General features: G+C 72.5%; 13 protein-coding genes. 4 read left to right on the forward strand and 9 right to left on the reverse strand.

Annotated features, from left to right (window positions below):
• Positions 1 to 190: 190 nt before the first annotated feature.
• The 4 genes from ACIQPT_RS02450 to ACIQPT_RS02465 form a co-directional block, all read right to left on the reverse strand.
• Positions 191 to 1,615: a GH1 family beta-glucosidase gene (locus ACIQPT_RS02450; RefSeq protein WP_401151775.1), complete on the reverse strand. Its 1,425-nt coding sequence runs from the start codon at positions 1,613 to 1,615 to the stop codon at positions 191 to 193.
• A 77-nt stretch (positions 1,616 to 1,692) separates the two neighbouring features.
• On the reverse strand, positions 1,693 to 2,616 hold the full coding sequence (locus ACIQPT_RS02455; RefSeq protein ID WP_401151778.1) for a carbohydrate ABC transporter permease: 924 nt from the start codon (positions 2,614 to 2,616) through the stop codon (positions 1,693 to 1,695).
• Positions 2,613 to 3,590 (reverse strand): carbohydrate ABC transporter permease, encoded by a 978-nt coding sequence (locus tag ACIQPT_RS02460; protein ID WP_401151780.1) that lies wholly within the window; start codon positions 3,588 to 3,590, stop codon positions 2,613 to 2,615. The genes ACIQPT_RS02455 and ACIQPT_RS02460 overlap by 4 nt, the downstream gene beginning before the upstream one ends.
• A gap of 185 nt (positions 3,591 to 3,775) precedes the next feature.
• Positions 3,776 to 5,080 carry an ABC transporter substrate-binding protein gene (locus ACIQPT_RS02465; protein WP_401151783.1) on the reverse strand — a complete coding sequence of 435 codons (1,305 nt, stop codon included), beginning with the start codon at positions 5,078 to 5,080 and terminating at the stop codon, positions 3,776 to 3,778.
• A gap of 235 nt (positions 5,081 to 5,315) precedes the next feature.
• On the opposite strand from ACIQPT_RS02465, the gene ACIQPT_RS02470 reads away from it, so the two are divergent.
• Positions 5,316 to 8,171, forward strand: coding sequence for a glycosyl hydrolase (locus ACIQPT_RS02470; RefSeq protein WP_401151785.1), 2,856 nt, complete (start codon positions 5,316 to 5,318; stop codon positions 8,169 to 8,171).
• Positions 8,172 to 8,312: 141 nt separating this feature from the next.
• On the opposite strand, the gene ACIQPT_RS02475 is transcribed toward ACIQPT_RS02470, so the two are convergent.
• Positions 8,313 to 9,356 (reverse strand): LacI family DNA-binding transcriptional regulator, encoded by a 1,044-nt coding sequence (locus ACIQPT_RS02475; protein ID WP_401151788.1) that lies wholly within the window; start codon positions 9,354 to 9,356, stop codon positions 8,313 to 8,315.
• A 285-nt stretch (positions 9,357 to 9,641) separates the two neighbouring features.
• On the opposite strand from ACIQPT_RS02475, the gene ACIQPT_RS02480 reads away from it, so the two are divergent.
• The 3 genes from ACIQPT_RS02480 to ACIQPT_RS02490 are packed head-to-tail and all read left to right on the forward strand — an operon-like array spanning position 9,642 to position 10,765.
• A complete protein-coding gene (locus tag ACIQPT_RS02480) occupies positions 9,642 to 9,884 on the forward strand; it encodes a hypothetical protein (RefSeq protein ID WP_401151790.1) in 243 nt (80 codons plus the stop codon).
• Positions 9,874 to 10,110, forward strand: coding sequence for a hypothetical protein (locus ACIQPT_RS02485; RefSeq protein ID WP_401151793.1), 237 nt, complete (start codon positions 9,874 to 9,876; stop codon positions 10,108 to 10,110). Before ACIQPT_RS02480 ends, ACIQPT_RS02485 begins: the two co-directional genes overlap by 11 nt.
• Before the next feature lie 40 nt (positions 10,111 to 10,150).
• Complete coding sequence (locus tag ACIQPT_RS02490; RefSeq protein ID WP_401151795.1) at positions 10,151 to 10,765, forward strand: hypothetical protein; 615 nt, start codon at positions 10,151 to 10,153, stop codon at positions 10,763 to 10,765.
• Between the two features lie 115 nt (positions 10,766 to 10,880).
• On the opposite strand, the gene ACIQPT_RS02495 is transcribed toward ACIQPT_RS02490, so the two are convergent.
• From ACIQPT_RS02495 to ACIQPT_RS02510, 4 genes are all read right to left on the reverse strand, one after another.
• A complete protein-coding gene (locus ACIQPT_RS02495) occupies positions 10,881 to 11,234 on the reverse strand; it encodes a PRC-barrel domain-containing protein (protein WP_401151798.1) in 354 nt (117 codons plus the stop codon).
• A 45-nt stretch (positions 11,235 to 11,279) separates the two neighbouring features.
• A complete protein-coding gene (locus tag ACIQPT_RS02500; RefSeq protein WP_401151800.1) occupies positions 11,280 to 14,876 on the reverse strand; it encodes an ATP-binding protein in 3,597 nt (1,198 codons plus the stop codon).
• An 81-nt stretch (positions 14,877 to 14,957) separates the two neighbouring features.
• A complete protein-coding gene (locus ACIQPT_RS02505) occupies positions 14,958 to 17,909 on the reverse strand; it encodes an FG-GAP-like repeat-containing protein (protein WP_401151802.1) in 2,952 nt (983 codons plus the stop codon).
• The gene (locus ACIQPT_RS02510) at positions 17,909 to 20,494 is read right to left on the reverse strand and encodes a S8 family serine peptidase (RefSeq protein WP_401151805.1); all 2,586 of its coding nucleotides are present in this window, start codon (positions 20,492 to 20,494) and stop codon (positions 17,909 to 17,911) included. The genes ACIQPT_RS02505 and ACIQPT_RS02510 overlap by 1 nt, the downstream gene beginning before the upstream one ends.
• Positions 20,495 to 20,539: the final 45 nt, after the last annotated feature.

Here is a 20,539-nt window from a genome sequence, read left to right on the forward strand (position 1 = left end):
TGCATCGCCGACCGTTCATCCGGCCGAAAGCAGCCCGGTCCATTCCGGGAGGCATCGGGCATCGCCCGCCTGTACGGCCGGGCATGCCACGGGGCCCGGAGCGTGTGCCCCGGGCCCCGGCAGGACCTATGGATGGAGTGGAAGGGGCGGAGGAGCCTGGCGGGTCTGCCGCCCGGCCGGCCCCCTCGGTTCAGCCCTCCAGCCCGCCCCGCCCGATCACCTCCGCGTACCACCGCGCGCTGTCCTTCGCCGTACGCCGCTGCGACGCGAAGTCGACGTGCACGATGCCGAACCGCTTGCTGTACCCGTACGCCCACTCGAAGTTGTCCAGCAGCGACCACAGGAAGTACCCGCGGACGTCCGCCCCGTCCTCGATCGCCCGGTGCACGGCGCTCAGGTGGGCGTCCAGGTACGCCACCCGCTCCGGGTCGTGGACCCCGCCCTCCGGGTCGGCGTAGTCGTCGTACGCGGCACCGTTCTCCGTCACCAGCAGGGGCAGGGACGGCAGTTCGTCGCGCAGGCGGGTCAGCAGCTCGTACAGGCCGTTGGCGTCCACCGGCCAGTCCATCGCCGTGCGCGGGCCCTCCGCCGGAGTGAACGCCACATGCTGCTCCGCGCCCGCCCACGGGGACGGGGACTCCGACGTGCCCGTCGAAACCACGCTGGGGGAGTAGTAGTTGATGCCCAGTGAGTCGATGGGCGTTGAGGTCACCTCCAGGTCGCCGTCCTTCACGAACGACCAGTCCGTCACCGCCGCCGTGTCCTCCACCAGGTCCTGCGGCAGCCGGCCGTGGAAGACCGGGTCCAGGAAGATCCGGTTCGCCACCGCGTCGATCCGGCGCACCGCGTCCCGGTCCGGTGCCGTGTCGGTCAGCGGGCGCAGGGCGTGGAGGTTCAGGGTGAGCGAGATCTCCGCCGTCTCCGGGAGGCGGTCGCGCAGGACACGGGCTCCCGCACCGTGCGCCAGGTTCAGGTGGTGGGCGGCGCGCAGGGCCGCGAGGTCGCTGGTCCGGCCGGGGGCGTGGACCCCGTTCCCGTACCCGAGGAACGCCGCGCACCAGGGCTCGTTGAGCGTCGTCCAGGTCGGCACCCGGTCGCCCAGGGCCCCCGCCACCAGGCCCGCGTACTCCGCGAACCGGTGCGCCGTGTCCCGCTCCGGCCAGCCGCCCGCGTCCTCCAGCTCCTGCGGCAGGTCCCAGTGGTAGAGCGTCGCCACCGGTCTGATGCCGGCCGCCAGCAGCTCGTCCACCAGACGGCGGTAGAAGTCCAGGCCGCGCTCCACGGCCGGGCCCCGGCCGGTCGGCTGGACCCGGGGCCAGGAGACGGAGAACCGGTAGTCGGTGACGCCCAGTTCCTTCATCAGGCGTACGTCGTCCGGCATCCGGTGCAGATGGTCGGCGGCGATGTCACCGGTGTCGCCGTTGCGCACCTTGCCGGGCGTCCGGCTGAAGGTGTCCCAGATGGACGGCGTCCGGCCGTCCTCGGTCGCCCCGCCCTCGATCTGATAGGCGGCGGTGGCCGTGCCCCAGCGGAAGGCGGTGGGGAAGCGGAGTCCCGCCACGGTCTCGGGGCGGGGGCTCGCGGAGCTCGCCGGACGGGCATCGACAGCGGTCATGAGACGGACACTCCAGGAAGTGAGAGGGCGAGCAGATGGGGCGAGCAGATGGGGCGAGCAGATGGGGGGAGCGCGGGTCAGCCCTTGACCGCGCCCTGCATGATGCCGCCGACGATCTGCCGGCCCAGCAGGCCGAAGACCAGCAGCACGGGCAGCGTGCCGAGCAGCGTGCCGGCCATGATCACCGACTGGTCGTTGACGTAACCGCCGCCGAGCTGACGCAGCGCGACCTGCACGGTCGGCTCCTGCGAGGACAGCGCGATGATCGGCCAGAAGAAGTCGTTCCACGCCGTCATGAACGTGAGCATCCCGAGCACCGCCATCCCCGGCCGCGCGATCGGGATCACGATCGACCAGAAGATGCGGGCGGTGGAGGCGCCGTCCACGCGGGCCGCCTCGATCAGCTCGTCCGGCAGCGACTGCACCAGGTACTGGCGCATGAAGAACACTCCGAAGGCCGACACCAGGCCGGGCAGGATGACCGCCTGGAGCTGGTTCACCCACTGGAGTTCGGCGATCAGCATGAAGAGCGGGATCACGCCGAGCTGCGGCGGGATCATCATCGTCCCGATCGTCAGCGTCAGCAGCGCGTTCCGGCCCTTGAACTTCAGCTTGGCGAAGGCGAATCCGGCCAGCGTGCAGCACAGGACCGTGCCGAGCGTGATCGACGACGACACGATCAGCGAGTTCAGCAGCGCCTTGCCGATGTCGGCCTCTTCGAGGACCGCGTCGAAGTTCTTGATCAGGTTGGGGCCGGGCAGCAGGCTCGGCGGCACCTGTGCCAGGTCCGCGTTGGACCGGCTGGCCGCGACGATCGTCCAGTAGAACGGGAACGCCGAGATCAGCAGCGCGAAGCCGAGGATGAGATAGGAGAGCCAGCCGCCCTTCATCGTGCGGCCCGCCCCGCCGCCGCCCTTGCGGAAGCGGGGACGCTTTCCGGGCGGGTCCTGCGGCGGGCGGCCCTGGTCGGGGGCGGTCGGCGGTGCGGCGAGCGCGGTCATCGGCCGGCCTCCTTGCGTGCGCGGCGGCGCACGAGCAGGGCGTTGGCCCCGACGAGCACCACGATCAGGACGAACATCACCCAGGCGATGGCCGCGGCCCGGCCCAGGTGGAAGAAGCCCCAGCCCTGCTCGTACATGTACAGGCCGAGGGTCTGGTACTGGTGCGAGATGCCGCCGGAGATCGACCCCTCGAACAGCAGCGGCTCACCGAAGAGCTGGGTCGCACCGATCGTCGAGATGATGACGGTGAAGACGATCGTGGGGCGCAGGCCGGGCAGCGTCACGTGGAGGAACTGCCGCCAGCGCGAGGCCCCGTCCATCTCCGCCGCCTCGTACAGCTCGTGCGGGATCGACTGCATGCCCGCCAGGTAGATCAGCGCGTTGTACCCGGTCCACCGCCAGACCACGATGCTGGAGACCGCGATCTGCGAGGCGACCGTCCCCGTCTGCCAGTCCACCGGGTCGAAGCCGACCAGCCCGATCACATAGTTGATCAGCCCGAAGTCCCGGCCGAAGAGCTGCGCGAAGACGAGCGTGGCGGCGGCGACGGACGTCGCGTACGGCAGCAGGATCGCGGTCCTGATGAAGGTGCGGCCGCGGAGTTTGTAGTTGAGCAGGTGGGCCAGGCCCAGCGCCATCGCCAGCTGCGGGACCGTCGACAGCACGCCGATGGTGAACGTGTTGCGCAGCGAGATCCAGAAGTACTCGTCGGTGAACAGCGCCGTGTAGTTGGCGATGCCCCGCCACTCCATCTCGCCGCTCGTCTGGAGTTCGACCCGGTAGAGCGAGACGAACGCCGTGTAGAGGAGCGGGAAGAGGCCGAAGGCCAGGAACAGGGTGAAGAAGGGGGCGATATAGGCGTACGGGGAGGCCTTGCGCCAGGTGCGCCGGAGGGCGGCGACCCGGCCGTCGTCGGGGCCGGGCCCGGTTCCGGACGGGCGGGGCCCGGCCTTCGCGGTGGCGGTGAGGGACACGGTGCGGCCCTTCGGGATCGGGAGCGGAGTGGCGGGGAGTCAGGGGTACGGGGGCGGGGGAGTGGCGGGGAGCCCATGGGTACCGGGGGGCCGGTACGGGGGGTGGGGCCGGTCCATCCGCCGTGCGCGGGCGGACCGGCCCCTGGGGGCGAAGCGGGAGGGGAGAGGGGGCAGCGAAACCGGCGTCAGCCGATCACGTTGTCCACGCCCTTCTTCGCCGTCTCCCACGCCTTGTCCGCCGGCTTCCCCTTGCGCTCGACCTCGCTCAGCGCGTTCGTGATCTGCTGCATCACGTTCTGGTCGTGCACACCCAGCACCTGGACCGGGGACTCCTTGGCCGCGTCACCGAAGATCTGGCCGATCGGGGCGCCCGAGAAGTAGTCGTCCTTCGCGTCCGCGATCGTCTCGATGGCGCCCGTCGAGGATGGGAAGTTGCCCTGCTTCTGGAAGACCTTGGCCTGCTGCTCGGGGGCGGTCAGCCACTCGATGAGCGCGTACGCCTCCTTCTTGTGCTTGGCCGCGCGCGGGATGGAGAGGTACGAGCCGCCCCAGTTGCCCGCGCCGCCGGGCAGCTTGGCGATGTCCCACTTGCCCTTGCCCGCGTCGCCGGCCTGGCCCTTGACGTAGCCGAGCATCCAGGCCGGGCACGGGATCGTCGCGAACGAACCGGCCGCGAACGCCTGGTTCCACTGCGGCGACCACTGGTCGAGCTTGGCGCTCAGGCCCGCCTCGGCCGCTTCCACGGAGCTGTCCCAGGCCTTCTTGACTGCCGGGTTCTTGTCGTAGATCAGCTCGCCGGAGGCGTCGTAGTACCGCTCCTTCTCCTGGCCGATCATGATCCCGTAGAGCGAGGCGACGCTGTCGATCCAGGCGCTCTTGGCGGGGGCCTTCTTCTTGTACTGCTTGCCCAGCTCCAGGTAGCCGTCCCAGGTGGCCCACTTCTTCGCGAGCTCCTCGCGGTCCGTGGGCAGGCCGGCCTGCTTGAAGAGGTCGGTGCGGTAGCACATCGCCTCGGGGCCGACGTCCGTGCCGAGGCCGAGGATCTTGCCGTCCTTGGTGGTCGCCGCCGACCACTTGGCCTCGGCGAACTCGTCCTTGAGCTTGTCGGCCCCGAACTCCTTCAGGTCCTGGAACTTGTCGGACTGCTGCTGGGTGACCGACGCGATGCGGCCGACCTCCACGCCCTGCACGTCCGCGAGACCGCCGCCGCCCGCGAGCCGGGTCTGGAGCGACTTCCAGTAGTCCGCCTCGTCCTGGGTGTCGCTCTGCTTGATCGTCACGTTCGGGTTGAGCTTCTGGTACTCCTCGTACAGCCCGGCCTCCTTGAAGCCGAACGACCCGAAGAGGTCGACGTTGAGCGTGACCTTTCCGCCCGCGCTGTCGGAGGAGTCCGACGCGTCACCGGATCCACAGGCGGCGAGGAGGGCCCCGGCGAGGACGACCGCGCCGAGGCGGGCAGTGGCTCTCTTGGCGGCTCGGGCTATGGGCATGGGAAGCCTCCCTTGGCTTCGGGATGAACCGAGCGCCTTGAGAGCGCTCTCAAAACCTGCGTCTGGAGCGTCTCCCACCTCCTTCGCCCCGTCAAGACTCGAACGCATAACAGCTTGGCGTTACGGATGACCCCCGCCCAACTGCCGTCTGTGTGCGTTCTCTTGACACTTACGTTTCAGGAGTTTTACGTTCCTTGGCACTTGAGAGCGCTCTCGAACGCGCTCTTCGCCCCCCATGATCGAGGTGCTGCTCGTGCGAACCTCCCTCTCCGGACTCGCTTCCAGAGTCACCCCCCGAGTCACCCCCAGACCCGCCGCGGCCGCGCTCCTCGCCATCGCCGTGGCCGCCGTGGGCCTGGGCCCCGCCGCCTCGCCCGCTGCCGCCGCCACCATCCCCGCCGGCGCCGGCAGCTACACGGACACCCGCCCCGCCGGTACCTCGGGCCCGACCACCAACACCGGCGCGCCCGTCACGCCCAAGCTCACCACCGCCGCCCGGGACCAGCCGGTCCCGACCAACGACTGGTGGTCCTCGCTCGCCTTCCAGCGCTACGGCGACAACCCGTACAGCACCCCCATGTACGGCCACCCCCTGACCTACCAGGCGACCTCCGGCGGACTGGAGGTCGGCTATCCGACCACGCCCGCGATCGTCGGCGACGGCCGGCAGTACGAGTACGCCCACAAGGCCGACCTGACCGTCGGGCTCAGCGGTCTGAACTCGCCCGACACCAAGGCCGACGCCTGGTCCGACTGGACGGTGACGCCCTACTGGGCCGACGGCTCCCGCACCTTCCGGGCCACCATCGGCCACGGCATGCCGTTCGTGTACGCCAAGGGCTCCGGCGGCGACGCCCGCATCACGACGGACTCCGCGCCGACGGTCTTCTCGGACGACGGCAACGTCCTCGGCATCACCGTCGCCGGCCACCACTACGCCCTCTTCGCCCCGACCGGCAGCGACTGGAACGTCTCCGGCTCCACGATCACCGCGGGCCTCGGCTCCAAGGACTACTTCTCGCTCGCCGTGCTGCCTTCCACGGACGCGCTCGCGACCTACCGGAAGTACGCCTTCAGCTTCGTCACCGGCTCCGAGGTGGACTGGCAGACGACCGGCGGCGACGTCCGGGCGACCTACAGCCTGACCACCGAGGCCAAGGAGGGCACCGAGCGCGGCACGCTCCAGGCCCTCTACCGCCACCAGTGGCTGCACACCACCGACGCGCTGACCCCGTACACGTACGTATCGCCGCGCGGCACGATGAAGGTGCGCGAGTCCGCCTCCTTCACCACCAGCCAGAAGAACAACGGCGTCGTGCCCGCGCTGCCCGCGTCCAGCGGCGTCGACAAGGCGCGGCTGACGGGCTATCTCGACGAGGTCGCGAACGCCTCCGACCCGTTCTCGGGCGCCTCGGACACCTACTGGACCGGCAAGGCGCTCGGCCGCCTCGCCCAGCTGGTGCCCGTCGCCGACCAGATCGGCGAGACCGCCACCCGCGACAAGCTCCTCGGCCTGATGAAGGGCCGGCTCCAGGAGTGGTTCACGGCGGGCGGGGCCAGTGAGTTCAGCTACGACAAGGACTGGAAGACCCTCACCGGCTACCCGGCCTCGTACGGCAGCGACACCGAGCTCAACGACCACCACTTCCACTACAGCTACTACGTCTACGCGGCGGCGATCATCGCCCAGTACGACCAGGACTGGGCCGCCGACTCGGCCTGGGGCACGATGATCAAGCATCTGATCCGCGACACCGCCAACCCCAGCCGCACCGACTCCGCCTACCCCTTCCTGCGCGGCTTCGACGTGTACGCGGGCCACAGCTGGGCCTCCGGCCACCAGGGCTTCGCGGCGGGCAACAACCAGGAGTCGTCCTCGGAGTCGATCAACCTCAGTGCGGGCCTCGTCCTCTGGGGCGCGGCGATGGGCGACGACTCGCTCCGCGACCTCGGCAGCTACCTGCTGACGACGGAGTCGGAAGCCATCACGCAGTACTGGTTCGACGCGGACGAGGAGGTCTTCCCCGCCTCGTACGAGTACGGCACCGTCGGCATGGTCTGGGGCAGCGGCGCCTCCTACTCCACCTGGTGGACCGCGAACCCGGAGGAGATCCACGGCATCAACGTCCTCCCGGTGACCGGTGGTTCACTCCACCTGGCCCGTGAGAAGGCGGCCATCAAGCGGAACATCGCCGAGATGGAGCGCGAGAACGGCGGGCCCGCCCAGGAGTGGCGCGACCTGCTCTGGGAGTTCGAGGCACTGTCCGACCCGGCGGCGGCGAAGGCCAAGTGGGACGGCGCGAACGGGAACTACACCCCGGAGGAGGGCGAGTCCAAGGCGCACACCTACCACTGGATCACCACCCTGGACGCGGTCGGCGCGCCCGATATGACGGTCAGCGGCGACCTGCCCACCTCCGCCGTCTTCTCGAAGGGCGGCACCCGCACCTACACCGCCCACAACCACGGTTCCACCGCCCGTACGGTCACCTTCTCCGACGGCAAGACCCTGTCCGTACCGGCCCGCTCGACGGCCACGAGCACGGGTCCCGGCGGCAGCGACCCCGACCCGGAGGAGCCGGAGGAGCCCGAGGAGCCGGGCAACCCGTCCACCGGCAACACCTTCCGCCTGAAGACCGGCGGCGTCCTCACCACCGCGACCACCGACGCGGCGGGCGCGGACACCATCGCCTCGGCCGGGGGCGTCAACCGGGACGGCACCCCGTACAGCCCGGCCGTCTACGAGGTGAAGCAGGTCAACGGCACGGTCTCGGCCGGGGCCGCCACCGCGTTCCGCCTCCGGGTGGACGCGGGCACCGACGTCGGGCTCGCCGCGCAGGTCAGGGTCAGCTACGACCTCACCGGCGACGGCACGTTCGACCGGGCCGAGACCTTCCGCTACTTCGCGACCGACCCGGTCGCGGGCTGGGAGGAGTACACGCAGGCGGCGGGCGTCCAGGCGGCCACCGGCAGCCTGGGCGAGCTGAAGAACGGCACGGTCCGGCTGGAGATCTGGAACGCGCTCGGCAACGGCACGTCCCAGGTGCAGACGGGGACGGACGCGGCGGTGCTGCGGATTCCGTACGTGTGACCCTCGCCGGTCCTGATCGATGACCGTCCCCGGTCGGTGACCGGATCGGGTGACGCATGACGCGGCGGGTCTCCGGCTCCTCAGGGCGGAGGCCCGCCGTTCGCGTACGTATGCCCCGGGTGCCCCGGCTGCCCCGGGTGGTTACGCGGACGCCCGGCGGACCAGCACGGTCGGGGTGATCACCGATTCGGGGACGTCGCCGCTGCCCGTACGGTCCCGGTCCAGCGCGCGCAGCAGCAGGCGGGCCATCAGCCGTCCCTGCCCCTCGATCTCCTGGCTGACGGTGGTCAGCGGCGGATCGGTCTGCTCGGCCACCGACTCCATGTCGTCGAACCCCACCAGCGCCACCTGCTCCGGCACGGGAATCCCGCGCTCGCGCAGCACGCGCAGGGCGCCCGACGCCATCAGGTCGTTCGCCACGAACACCGCGTCCAGGCCGGGCCGCCGGTCCAGCAGCTCCGCCATCGCCCGCGCCCCGCTCTCCACGGTGAACGCGCCCTGGGCGACGAGGGCGGGGTCCGCGTCCATCAGGACGTCCCGGTAGCCGTCCAGGCGGTCCATGGCCGACGTCTGGTCGGGCGGCCCGCCGATGTGCGCGATCCGCTCCCGGCCGAGGTCCTTCAGATACTGCACGGCCAGCCGCGCCCCGCCCCGGTTGTCCGCGTCCACATAGGGAACGGCCTGGTCGCCCGGGTCGGCGGTCCAGCTGGGCCGTCCCCCGTACACCGCGGGGATCCCCGCCCGGCGGGTGATCGCGGGCACCGGGTCGTCGGTGTGCAGCGAGAACGCCAGCGCCCCGTCCACGTGTCCGCCGGACAGATACCGCGCGATCCGGTCGAAGTCGCCGGGCCCCTCCACCAGGAGCAGGACGAGCTGGGTGTCGTGGGCGGTCAGCTCCTTGCTGATGCCCCGGATCTGCTGGGAGAAGAAGGGGTCCGAGAAGAACCGCGTCTCCGGCTCCGCGATGACGACGGCCACCGCCCCGGTCCGCCGGGTCACCAGCGTCCGCGCGGCGTGGTTCGGGATGTAGCCCAGCTCCTCGACCGCCTGGAGCACCTTGTCCACCAGCGGCTTGCGGACTCCGTCGCCCCCGTTGACGACCCGCGAGGCGGTGGCCCGGGAAACGCCCGCACGCGCCGCGACGGCTTCCAGGGTGGGCCGGGACCCGGGGGACTGCTCGGGCAAGGCGGTCGCTCCTCGTCGACAGGGGCGGCGAAACGCGGGCTGGTGCGGTGGGAGGTGCGCAGGGGTGCGCGCCGCGCTGGGTACGTGCTCGGTGTCGCCGCCGGATCGTCTACAGCCTAGCGCCGGGCGCCGACAGGGCTGAGAGCGCTTCCAGCGGAGGGGTGGAGTCCGCGGCGGCCAGCGGCGGCGATGGAGCGGTTGCCGGAACTGCGCCTCTTCCGGGCCAACTGCGCGTTGGACACGCTGGGTATGCATGGCCATCACTCAGAGTGGAAGGTGTGCGGCATGGAAGCGATGGAGCGGCGCAGGGCGGCGGCGGACCGCGTACGGACGGCGGAGCACGCCGTGGAGCGGCTGAAGGAAGGGCTTGCGGAGTTCGGGGTGAAGCTGCCGTCCCTGCGGATCGATCCGGTCTCGTGTGCGGGTGACGAACCGACGCCCCTGGTCGACCTGGGCCGCTGCAACATCGACACCGCGTTGCGGCTGTGCGAGGTGCTGGCGGAGAAGGAGAGCGGTCATGACGGGTGAGGGATGTGAGTCGGGTACGCCCGAGCCGGGCGCGTTCGCGGTGGACGCGCGGGACGGCCGGGTCGGCCGGGTGATCGGCCGGTCCGGACCGGACGTGCGGCTGCGGCCGCCCGGCGGCGGGCCGGAGTGGGACTGCCCGCCGGAGTCGGTGCGGCCGGCGTCCCCGGGCGTGGTGCTGCGGGCCCGGGTGACGGAGATCAACAGGGAGGGGCAGTTGCCGCGTTGAGGCCGGGAGGGGCGTGGCGGGCACTCGTTACGCTGCTCCGATGACCGGTGACGAGGGAATGCGGGCGGGAGCGCGGGCGGCGCGCCGTCTCGCGGAGCTGGGCGTGTGCGAGCTGGGACCGGGTCTGAGCGATGCGGAGTTCGACCGGATCGAGGCGGAGTACGGCATCGTGTTCGCCGACGACCACCGGGGCTTCCTGGCGGCCGGGCTGCCGGTGGGCCGGGCGGGGCGGGCGGAGGAGGGCGAGTCCCCGCGGAACCCGTGGCCGGACTGGCGGAACGGCGACCCGGCCCTGATCCGGGAGCGGCTGGAGTGGCCGGTGGAGGGGCTCTTGTTCTCGGTGGAGCACGGCTGGTGGCTTCCCGGGCGGTGGGGGGCGCGCCCGGCGGACCCGGTGGAGGCCGTCGCGGCGGCGCGGGCCGCGCTCGCCTCCGTACCGAAGCTGATCCCGCTCCACGCGCACCGGTACCTGCCGTCGCGGGGGGCGAGCGGCAGCCCGGTGCTCTCGGTGCACGGGGCCGACATCATCCACTACGGGCGGGACCTGGCGGACTGGGTGGAGCGGGAGTTCGTGGGGTGGGAGGCGGGCGCGGCGGAGGGGCCGTCCCCGGCGGCCGGGAGCGGCCCGCCGTTCTGGTCGGAGCTGGTGTCCTGAGGAGGGCCGGGGAACGTGCTGTTCTGAGGCGGGCCGGGGAACGCGCGGGGCGGCGGGGCCGACCCCTCCTCGGGGCCGGGCCCGCCGCCGTTCGGGGGCGTACGCCGGGTCGCCGTCACATGATGCGGAACGCCAGGTAGTACGCGGACAGTTGCTCGTGGTAGCCCGGGTCCTCGGCCTGCCGGTGGCGGTCGAACTCCGGGGAGTCCTTGACCTGCTCCTTGGTGAGGTCGATGTAGACCTTCCGGTCCTCGGCGTCGATGCGCTTCACCGTGCCCGCGGGCAGCAGGACGTCCTTGCCGAAGATCCAGACTCCGGTGTCGACGAGCAGATAGGCCGAACCCACCTCGTCGGAATGTTTGTCGACCTTTCCGATACTGCCGTCGGTCGCCTCGACCGCATAACCGGTCAGATCGGCGCCCGCGGTATGACCGCTCGACGGCTGGTAGCCCCACAGGGAGTCGCTCATTGTGGCTCCTTTCGCGAAGGTCGCCTAGCTCATTCTTGCGGCGGATCATTGATTTTTTATTGATATTCCGCTGAACGTCGTGTGCCCGGACAATGGCGGCCTACACCTGGTCCGTTTTCCGGGAGTTCCGGGAGTTCCGGGAAGAAGAACGGGGGGGGGGGGGGGGGGGGGGGCCCCCCCCGCCCCCCCCCCCCCCCCCCCCCCCCCCCCCGCCCCCCCCCCCCCCCCCCCCCCCCCCCCCCCCCCCCCCCCCCCCCCCCCCCCCGCGGCCCCCCCCCCCCCCCCCCCCCCCCCCCCGCCCGAGGCCCATGCCGCGCGCGGCAACGCCCGCGCCCACGCGGCCCGGCGCGTCCCCGCCGGATACGGCAGCGACCCGGCCAGCGACTCCGCCCGGGACAGCTCCCGCGCCCCCTCCGCCGCCCGGGCCAGCCGCGACAACGATGTCCCGACCGCGATCCTGGCCTCCACCTCGGCGAGATGCTCCCCGGTGCGCTCCGCCCGCGCCACCTCGGCCCGGGCGATCGGCAGCGCCGCTCCGGGCCGCCCCGACAGCAGTTCCGCCCAGGCCACCAGCACCGGCGCCTCACCGGCATGGCCCTCCAGGGCGCGCAGCGCGTCGTCCGGACGACGTGCGTACAGCGCCAGTTCGGCACGGGCCGTGCGCACCTCGTGCTCCGCCTGCCGGTCCCCGAGGGCGGCGGCCACCCGTTCGGCGCGGTCCAGCAGACCGGTGGCCCCGGCGCTCTCGTCCAGGTACACCCGCACCCGCGCCGACGCCGCGAGCGCGTACGGGAGACACCACGCGTCGTACGCCTCCGCACCGGCCACGGCCTGTTCGGCGAGGGCCCGGGCCGGACCGGGCTCCTCCAGCAGCAGCCACAGCTCGGCCAGGTTCGTCCGCTCGAACGCGGCGGCGGTCGGATCCCCGGACTGCTCCGCCAGACCGAGCGCGCGGGTCCCGATCCCGACGGCCTCGTGCAACCGGCCGGCCCGCCGCGCGTTCTCCCGCAGCGTCGACAGGACCGAGCCGAGCAGCGTCGGATCCCCGTACGCCTCGGCCGGCTCCAGCGCCAGGTCGCCCGCCTCGCGCGCCTGCGCGAACCGGCCCGCGAGCCCGAGGTTGGTGGCCCGCAGCGCGTAGGCCCGGGCCACCAGCCCCTGCCCCGGCGTTCCCGGCACGTCCCGCGCCGCCGCCAGGGCGCGCCCGGCGGCCTCGGCCCCCGCCGCGTAACGCCCCTGGACACAGCGGATGAGGGACAGGGCGAGGAAGTGGCAGGCGGCCGGTTCCGGCGCGGTGTCCGCGGTCACCGGGTGGTCCCGCAGCGTCCGGCGGCCGGAGGCGGGGGCGCTCGTCTTCACCAGCGTCTCGGCGAGCAGCGCCGCCGCGAGCACCGCGTCGTCGTGGGCGCCGCGCCGCTCGAACTCGGCCAGCGCCAGCCGCACCGCGTCGGCCGCCTGCTCGAAGTGGCCCATGCGCCGCAGCACCCGGGCGTGCGCCAGCCGGGCGCGGGCCGCGTCCACATCCAGCCGCGCCACCAGATCCCGGTAGTAGCGGTCGGCGGTGTCGTTGGCGTACAGGGCCGCAGCCCGCTCGGCCGCCCTGCGCAGATACTCGGCCGCACGCGGATCGTCGGCGCGGGCGAAGTGGGAGGCCAGCGCGTCGACGGCGTCGGGCCGCCGCCGCTGCACCGCCTGCGCGAACGCCGTGTGCAACTGCCTGCGGCGGACCGCGGTCAGCTGTTCGTAACAGGTCATCCGGACCAGCGGATGCCGGAACGCCGTGCCCGCCTCGGGCCGCCCGGCCACGACGACCTGCCGCTCCTCGACGACGGACGCGGCGATGGCCCGCTCCAGGGCGGCGGCCGCGGCGGCGCCCGACAGCGGCGGGTACAGCCCGTGTTCGGCGACGTCGAGCAGTTCGGACAGGGCGGCGTCCCCGCCGGCGACGGAGAGCGCCTCGACGATCCGCCGCGTGTCCGGGTCGAGCCGCACGAGCCGCTCGGCCACCAGCTCCCGCACCCCCTCCGGGGCGCGTACGGGATCGGTGTCGCCGTCGGCCAGGCCGCGGGCCAGCTCCAGGGCGAACAGCGGGTTGCCCAGCGAGAGTTCCCACACCCGGCTGCCGTGCCCGGCGCCCGGCGCGTCCTCGGTGGCGTCGCGCACCACGGCCCGGCACGCGTCCTCGTCGAGCCGCCCCAGCACGTCCCGTACGGCCAGTTGCTGACGGAGGAGGGACGCCAGGACCGAGCGGCGCACATCGCCGTCGGGGAGCTCCTCCTCGCGGTACGTCACCAGGAAACGCAGCGCCGTCCCCCGGTCCCTGGCCCGCCGGGCGAGATGGCCGAGCAGCTGGAACGAGCCGGCGTCGGCGGCGTGGAGATCGTCCAGGACCACGAGGACCGGGCAGCGGGCGGCCAGATCGCCCAGGAGCGCCGTGCTCGCCCGGAACAGCCGGTCGCGTTCCTCCTCCGGGCTGCGCCGGCCGGCGACGCCCACCCGGCCCAGCGACGGCAGGAACGAGGCCAGTTCCGGATGTTCCGCGCCGACCCGGGCCCGCGCGTCGGCGTCGTGCTCGGCCAGCCATCCGTCGAGCGCCTCCGCGAACACCCCGTACGGTGTGTGCCCCTCGGCGTCCTGGCCGCCGCCCCACAGCACGGCCGTGCCGGCGGCGGTCGCCCGCCGCGCGGCCTCGACCACCAGCCGGGTCTTGCCCACCCCGGCCTCCCCCGTGAGCAGGGTGACCAGCGGGCCGTCGCCGGCGAGCAGCCGGGCGAGCGCGGCGTCCCGGCCCCGGAGCGGCAGCGCCCCGCTGCCCGCCCGCAGCGGGGCGGGCAGCGGGGGAGCGGGGACGGGCGCCGGGGCCGCGGCCAGCGCCGCCCGGTGCAGCCGTTCGGTCTCCGGCCCCGGGCGCACGCCCAGCTCCGCGTCGAGCACCTCGCGGCACAGGTGGTACTGGTGCACGGCCCGCCGCCGCAGCCCCTGCCGCAGCCAGGCGTCGATGAGGACGCGGTGGGCCGGCTCCTCGGCCGGGCTGACGGCCAGGATCCGCTCGGCGACGGCCACCGCCTCGGCGGCCGCACCGTGCTCCAGATGCTGTTCGGCGAGCCGGAGCAGCATCTGTTCGCGCAGGTGCGCGAGCTGGGTGCGCCGGTCCTCGGCCCAGGACGCGAAGCGGTCCTCCGGCAGCACCTCGCCGTCCAGCAGGTCCAGCGCACGGGACAGGTCGTCCCGCCGGCCGGAGGCGAGGGCCGCCCGGCCCGCCGCCTCGGCGTCGTCGGCGTCGATCCGTACGTTCGCCGGGGCGAGGGAGAGGAACGCCCCGTCGGAGACGAGGTAGGAGGAGGCCGCGCGCGGCGCCAGCTCCGGTTCCAGGGCGTGGCGGGCGGCGTGCAGGGCGACGCGCAGACTGCCCGCGGCGGCCTGCGGGTCGGCGTCGGGCCAGCAGACGTCCATGGCCTGTTCCCGGTGGAGACGGTGCCCGGGAACGACGGCGAGGAGCTTCACCAGAGCGCGGGCGCCCGGCCGCGGCCAGCGCTCGGCGAGTTCGGGGCCGCTGTCACGCGTGGCGCGGAATCCCCCGAGCAGGCGCAGGCGCAGCAGCGGTGCGGCGGAAGCGTCGCCGGCCGGTCGTTGCCCGTTCATGAAGGCGCACTGTAATCGAACACGCCATGGCCTCCCCGGGCGAGGCCCGGGGAGGCCATGGCAACGGCATGAGGAAGGGGTTCAGGAGAGGGTGAACGTGGTGACCTGGTGGATGCCGTTGTCCTGGACCAGGTAGCGGCCGCCGAGGTTCTCGGCGATCCGGTCCAGGCCGTAGTCGTCGCCGTTGAGGGAGAGCACCTCGACGGAGCCGTCACCGTCGAGGTCGGCGGCCAGGTAGTTGCGGCCGCCGGTGAGGGGTCCGCTGCTGCCGACGCCGTTGGCGTAGGTGCCGGGGTTGTCGAAGACGGTGTCCCCGTCCCAGGCGTGGACGCCTCCCTCGGTGCCGCCGATGAGGAGCTTGCGACCGCCGGGGCCGGTCGCGAAGCCGCCGCTGTAGGACTGCGGTATGACGAACACCTTGGCGTCGTCCTCGCCCTCGCCGCTGAAGCGGCGGTAGGAGGAGGTGCCCGCCTGGTACAGGATCCCTTCGTCGGTGAAGAACTCGCCGTGCGTCCACAGACCCCCGGCGGTCGTGGAGTGCACGAGCTCTCCGGTGCGCCCGTCGCGGATCTCCAGGTAGTTCTGGGGGCTGTCGCCGTCGGTGGAGCCGGTTCCGGCCTGGCCCGTGATGTCCCACATGTAGACGACCGCGTGGCCGTCCGCGTACGGGATCTCGGGGGACGCGAAGGTTCCGTTGCGGGTGAGGGCGGCGTGGACGACACCGTCGCTCGACGCGGCCGGGGCCTTCGGTGCGAGGCTCCACTTGACCTTGCCCGTGCGGGCGTTCAGCGCGACGGCGGTCGCCGCCGGGTCGGCCAGGTCGAGCGAGCCGGCCTTGGAGTACGAGGTGTGGACCCGGCCGTCGGCGAAGGACGGGTCGGAGAACACCACGGGGCCCAGGCTCTTGGGCGCCTTGTACGACCACATTTTGTGGCCGTCGCCGTGGTAGGCGTCCAGCGTGTCCGTCGGCACGAGGATGTCCAGTTCGCCGTCGCCGTCGAGGTCGGCGAGCCGGACCGCGTGGACGAACCGGCCGCCGCCGTCGATGGTGGCGAGCGTCTTGCCGTTCTTGCCGTTCAGGACGACGACCGCCGAGTCGGCGGCGACGACGATCTCGGGCCTGCCGTCGCCGTTGACGTCCCCGGTCTCGATGCCGTGCACCGCGCCGGGCACGGTGGCCTGCCACAGCTTCTCGGGCTTTCCGGCGGCGAGCGACGGGCCGGAGTAGGCCCACACACCGTTCGACGAACCGCCCATGACCACGTCGGACCGACCGTCCTTGTTCAGGTCGGCGGCCTTCGCGTAGGAGATGTCGCCCCGCAGCGGCGTCAGGTCCTTCAGCTTGCCGTTGCCCAGCTTGTACGTGCGGATGTTCTGGCTCTGGTCGACGATCCGCACCAGGGTGCCCCGGGCGTCGTCGAAGACGTCCTGGTACATCGGCGTGGCGGCGACGCCCTTCTCCTGCCACGTGATCTCGCCCTTGCGGGAGAACACGGTCAGCGAGGCGAGGCGGCCGCCGCCGACGTTCTGTGCCTCCTGGACGTGACGGTCGTCCTGGCCCGTGGTGACGAGTTTGCCGCCGACCATGTGCAGGCGCCAGATGCTCGCTCCGTCCGAGAAGTTGCCGGCGTCACGCTTGACCGTGTTCGACCAGAGCACCTTGCTCGGGTCGGTGCCGTTGAGCACCCGGACGGTGGCCGCGTTCACGTACAGGTTGTTGTCCAGGGAGGACTCGGCCACCGCGTACTCGTCGCCCTCCTTGGCCGTCAGCTCGCCGACGGTCAGTGCGGTGGGCAGCACGTTGATCCGGTTGTCCAGCGTCGCGCGCCGCCCGGTCTTCACGTCGTACGCCGCGATCTCGTAGCGCACCCCGTCGGTGGCGTCGGCCTGCTCGACGGCGACGACGCGCTTGCGGCCGGCGTCCACCCGCAGCTGTCTGCTGTACAGCATGCTGTCGGTTTCCCAGGCGACGGAGCCGTCGGCCGTGTCGAGGGCGAGGGTGCGGCCCCGGCCGTCGGCGCCGCCGGTCTTGGCCAGGTCCCAGGAGACGACGATCCGGCCCTTGCCGAGGTCCTGGAGGTCGCCCCAGTTGGCGTTCCCGGTGGATCTGGTGTCGTACGTCCAGGTCGTCGACGGGGTCAGCGTGCCGCCCGCGTAGGAGAACCGGGTGCCGGTCAGTCTCGCGGTGTCGTCGGCCGGGGAGTTCATGTTCATGCGGGGCGCGTCGGCCACGAGCAGGGTGCCGTCGACGATCTTGACCATGGAGGCGTAGTCGTACAGCTTCGACCACAGGGTCCTGCCGGTCGTGCCGTCGAGCACCGTCACGAACGTGCCGTTGGGCAGCTCCGATCCGGGCGAGGTGAACGGCCGGTAGGGCGCGATGCCGACGCTGGCCGAGAACACCAGGTCCTCGACGCCGTCGCCGGTCAGGTCGCCGGTGGAGAAGCCCGAGTCGGAGGCGGGCGCGAAGGGCGAGACGGCGTTGTAGCCCATCAGGATGCGGGCCGGGTACGGCTCGGTCTGCCACGGCCGCTGCGGGGTGACCTTCCAGTCCGCGTACAGGGAGGTGTTGGTGCGCTCCCACACCGCGCTGCCGTCGGCGGCGTGGCGCTGCACGTTGCCGAGGCTGTGGAGGGTGAGGTAGTCGCCCTTCCCGCCGACGGGCACGGTCGCGCCCATGCCGCGTACGCCTTCCAGCGTGGACGCGCCGGTGAAGGTGACGGGTGCGGAGGCGTCGGCGGGCGCGTCGGCGGCCGCGTCGTCAAGGGCAGCGCCGCCGGGCGGGACCGCGGTGGTGCTGTCGGGGGCCGTGGGCGCGTCCTCGGCCCCGGGGCCGACCCGGGCCGCGTCGGCGTCGCCGTACGCGTCGAGCGTGGCGCGGGCGGCCAGCGTCTTCGCCTCGGCGCCGGTCAGCTTCATCGCCGTGCCGCTGTCGTCGGCGGCCAGGGCGCCCGGGGCGGTGCCGATGCACAGCCCGGCCGTGACCAGGGCGGCGGCGAGCCGGAGGCCCCGCCGGGTGTGGGTGGCTCTCATCAGTTGGCTCCCTGCGTGAAGCGGATGGCCGAACCGTCGGTGACGACCGGCTGGTCGAAGGAGTACGGGAGGGCGTCGGTGCCGGCCTGGTTCTGGATGCCGACGGTGGCGCCCGCGCCCCGGTCCGCGACCGACTTGTACTGGAAGGTCACGGCCCCGGAGGCCTCGTCGAAGACGACCTCGAAGGTGGCGCGGCCGGATGCGCCGGTCGCGTAGGCGGCGTCGTTCCAGACGATGGCGAAGGTGCGCTCGCCCTTGGCGCCGGTGGTGGCGGTCCGCACCGACGACTTCTTGTCGAGCGTCAGGTCGTCCCACAGCGGGGCGAGGAACCCGTTGGGGTTGTTCACCGTGGGCAGCGCGGTGTTGGCGTAGTCGCCGACGCGCGGCGCGAGGAAGTTCACCATGCCGTTGGTGGTGACCGATGCGGTGGAGTACGCGACGCCGTAGTGCCGCACGGAGAAGGGCAGCGAGATCGTCGTGGCGTCCTCGTCACCGCTCAGGGCCACCTTCTTGGTGCCGTCGATCCAGGAGTACGTTCCCGGGGCGCAGCTGTTGCCGGAGGCGTCGGTGCGGGCCGGGACCCGGACGTCCTTGGTCAGGTCGGCGGCGACGGTGGCGGTTCCGGCGTAGGCGCCGTTGCACAGCGTCGGCCGCGCGGGCTTCACCGTCAGGTCGTACGTGCCTTCGGCGACCTTCGGGAGGGTGTACCTGCCCTTGGCGTTCGTGGTGACGGCGGGGACCGGGGCGCCGGTCATCGCGACGGTCGCGCCGGCGAGGGGCTTGCCGGTGACGTCGAGGACGGTGCCCGTGACCCGGTGCGAGGCGACCGCGGACAGCGGGACGTCACGGGTCACGTCCTGGTTCTCGCCCACCTCGACGGCGGTCGCCGAACCGGCCGCGTAGCCGTAGGCGGTGAATGTGAAGTCGTAGGTGTCCGGGGTCAGCGACAGCCGGTAGGCGCCGTCGGGGCCCGTGGTGACGGTGCGGGTGCTCGTGGTGGCGCTGTCGGCGTGGACGGTGACGCCGGACAGGGCGGCGCCGGTGGCCGCGTCGGTGACCGTGCCGCTGACGGTGCCCGCGGTGTGCGGGGCCCTGTCGACCGAGGCGAGGATGTCGAGCTTGCCCTCGCCCCAGACGTTGTTCATGCCCGGGGTGCCGCCGCAGTGGGTGTCGTCGACGTCGAGGGCGCCCTCGTCCAGGAGCGCCCGGGTCTCGTCGATCCGGCCGATCAGGGACGGCGCGGCGGACCACAGCAGGGCCACCGCACCGGCGACGTGGGGCGTCGCCATCGACGTACCGTTGGAGGCCTTGTACGACGAACCCGGCCAGGTGGAGCGGATGTTGACGCCCGGGGCCGAGATGTTCGGCTTCGTCGAACCGTCGACCAGCGAGGGGCCGAAGCCGGAGAACGCCGCGATTTTGCCGGTGGCGTCGTATGCGCCGACGCCGTAGGCGGGCGCCTGCGAGCCGGGGGCGTGCGCGGTGGAACAGGTGGCGCCGTCACCGTCGTTGCCGGCCGCGAACGCCTCGAAGATGCCCGCGGACTTCCAGGCCTCGACGATGTCCTGGTAGAACGTCGTGTCGCCGCCGCCCCAGGAGTTGTTGACGATGTTCGGGGCCAGGTCGGGGCGGGGGTTCTCGCCGTTGCGGTCGGTCGGGGCGAGGATCCACTGACCTGCCTTGAGCAGGAACTCGTCCGAGCACTGGCTCGACTCGCAGCCCTTGGCGGCGATCCACTCGGCGTTCGGCGCGACGCCGACACCGTTCTTGCCGACCATGGTGCCCATCGTGTGGGTGCCGTGGCCGTTGTTGTCGCAGGGGACACCGCTCGTGCCGCACTGGCCGCTCGGGTCGTACCAGTTGTAGTCGTGCGTGAAGGTGCCGTCGCCGTTGCCGCCGCGGTAGGTGCCGACGAGGTCCGGGTGGTCGTACTGGACGCCGGAGTCGATGTTGGCGATGACGATGCCCTCACCGCGGTCCTCGTACTGCTTCCAGACCTGGTCGGCCTTGATGTCGGCGACGCCCCACTCGGGGGTGCCGTCCTCGTCGTCGTCCGTGCCGTTCGCAGCCGTGCCGTTCGCATCCGTCCGGGAGGTGGTGATCTTCCCGTCGGCCGCCTCGACGTCGTCGAGGCTGTAGTGCTGCTCCTTGACGATCCGGGCGACGTCGGAGCGCTGCGCGAGCTCGGCGACGAGCTTCTGGTCACCGGTGACCAGAAGGGCGTTGGCGATCCAGAAGTCCTGGTGGCCGGTCTTCTTCCGGTCGAGGAGGGCCTTGAGCGGGGCCTGGGCGTCCGCGGCCGTCGCCCGCAGTTCCTTGAACGCGGCCTTCGCCTTCGCCGCGTGCGTCTTCTGCTTCCGGACGCCGGACAGATCGGCCCGGTCCTTCAGGACCACGAAGAAGGACGCCTCGCCCTTCCCGGCCACGGCCGCGGCGAGCGCGGAGTCGATCTTCGCGGACGCGGCCGGGGGGACGGTGTCCGCCGCGGTGGCGGCGGGCGGTGTCGCGGTCAGTAGGGCGGTGGCGGTGAAGGCGGTCGCCACCCAGCCGGCGCTTCTGCGCCAGGGCGGTCGGGGCAGGTGCATCGGGGTGCTCCTCCAGGGACGGTACGGGGGAGTCCGGACGCTAGA

The organism is Streptomyces sp. NPDC091289, from assembly GCF_044757365.1.
Taxonomy (GTDB): Bacteria; Actinomycetota; Actinomycetes; order Streptomycetales; family Streptomycetaceae; genus Streptomyces.

What these genes read in the sequence shown, in the direction of transcription:
- ACIQPT_RS02490 (WP_401151795.1), top strand. Translation starts at nt 10,151, where the DNA reads ATGACCGGTGACGAGGGAATGCGGGCGGGAGCGCGGGCGGCGCGCCGT.
- ACIQPT_RS02495 (WP_401151798.1), bottom strand. Translation starts at nt 11,234, where the DNA reads ATGAGCGACTCCCTGTGGGGCTACCAGCCGTCGAGCGGTCATACCGCG.
- ACIQPT_RS02470 (WP_401151785.1), top strand. Translation starts at nt 5,316, where the DNA reads ATGATCGAGGTGCTGCTCGTGCGAACCTCCCTCTCCGGACTCGCTTCC.
- ACIQPT_RS02455 (WP_401151778.1), bottom strand. Translation starts at nt 2,616, where the DNA reads ATGACCGCGCTCGCCGCACCGCCGACCGCCCCCGACCAGGGCCGCCCG.
- ACIQPT_RS02505 (WP_401151802.1), bottom strand. Translation starts at nt 17,909, where the DNA reads ATGAGAGCCACCCACACCCGGCGGGGCCTCCGGCTCGCCGCCGCCCTG.
- ACIQPT_RS02500 (WP_401151800.1), bottom strand. Translation starts at nt 14,876, where the DNA reads ATGAACGGGCAACGACCGGCCGGCGACGCTTCCGCCGCACCGCTGCTG.
- ACIQPT_RS02510 (WP_401151805.1), bottom strand. Translation starts at nt 20,494, where the DNA reads ATGCACCTGCCCCGACCGCCCTGGCGCAGAAGCGCCGGCTGGGTGGCG.
- ACIQPT_RS02450 (WP_401151775.1), bottom strand. Translation starts at nt 1,615, where the DNA reads ATGACCGCTGTCGATGCCCGTCCGGCGAGCTCCGCGAGCCCCCGCCCC.
- ACIQPT_RS02485 (WP_401151793.1), top strand. Translation starts at nt 9,874, where the DNA reads ATGACGGGTGAGGGATGTGAGTCGGGTACGCCCGAGCCGGGCGCGTTC.
- ACIQPT_RS02465 (WP_401151783.1), bottom strand. Translation starts at nt 5,080, where the DNA reads ATGCCCATAGCCCGAGCCGCCAAGAGAGCCACTGCCCGCCTCGGCGCG.
- ACIQPT_RS02480 (WP_401151790.1), top strand. Translation starts at nt 9,642, where the DNA reads ATGGAAGCGATGGAGCGGCGCAGGGCGGCGGCGGACCGCGTACGGACG.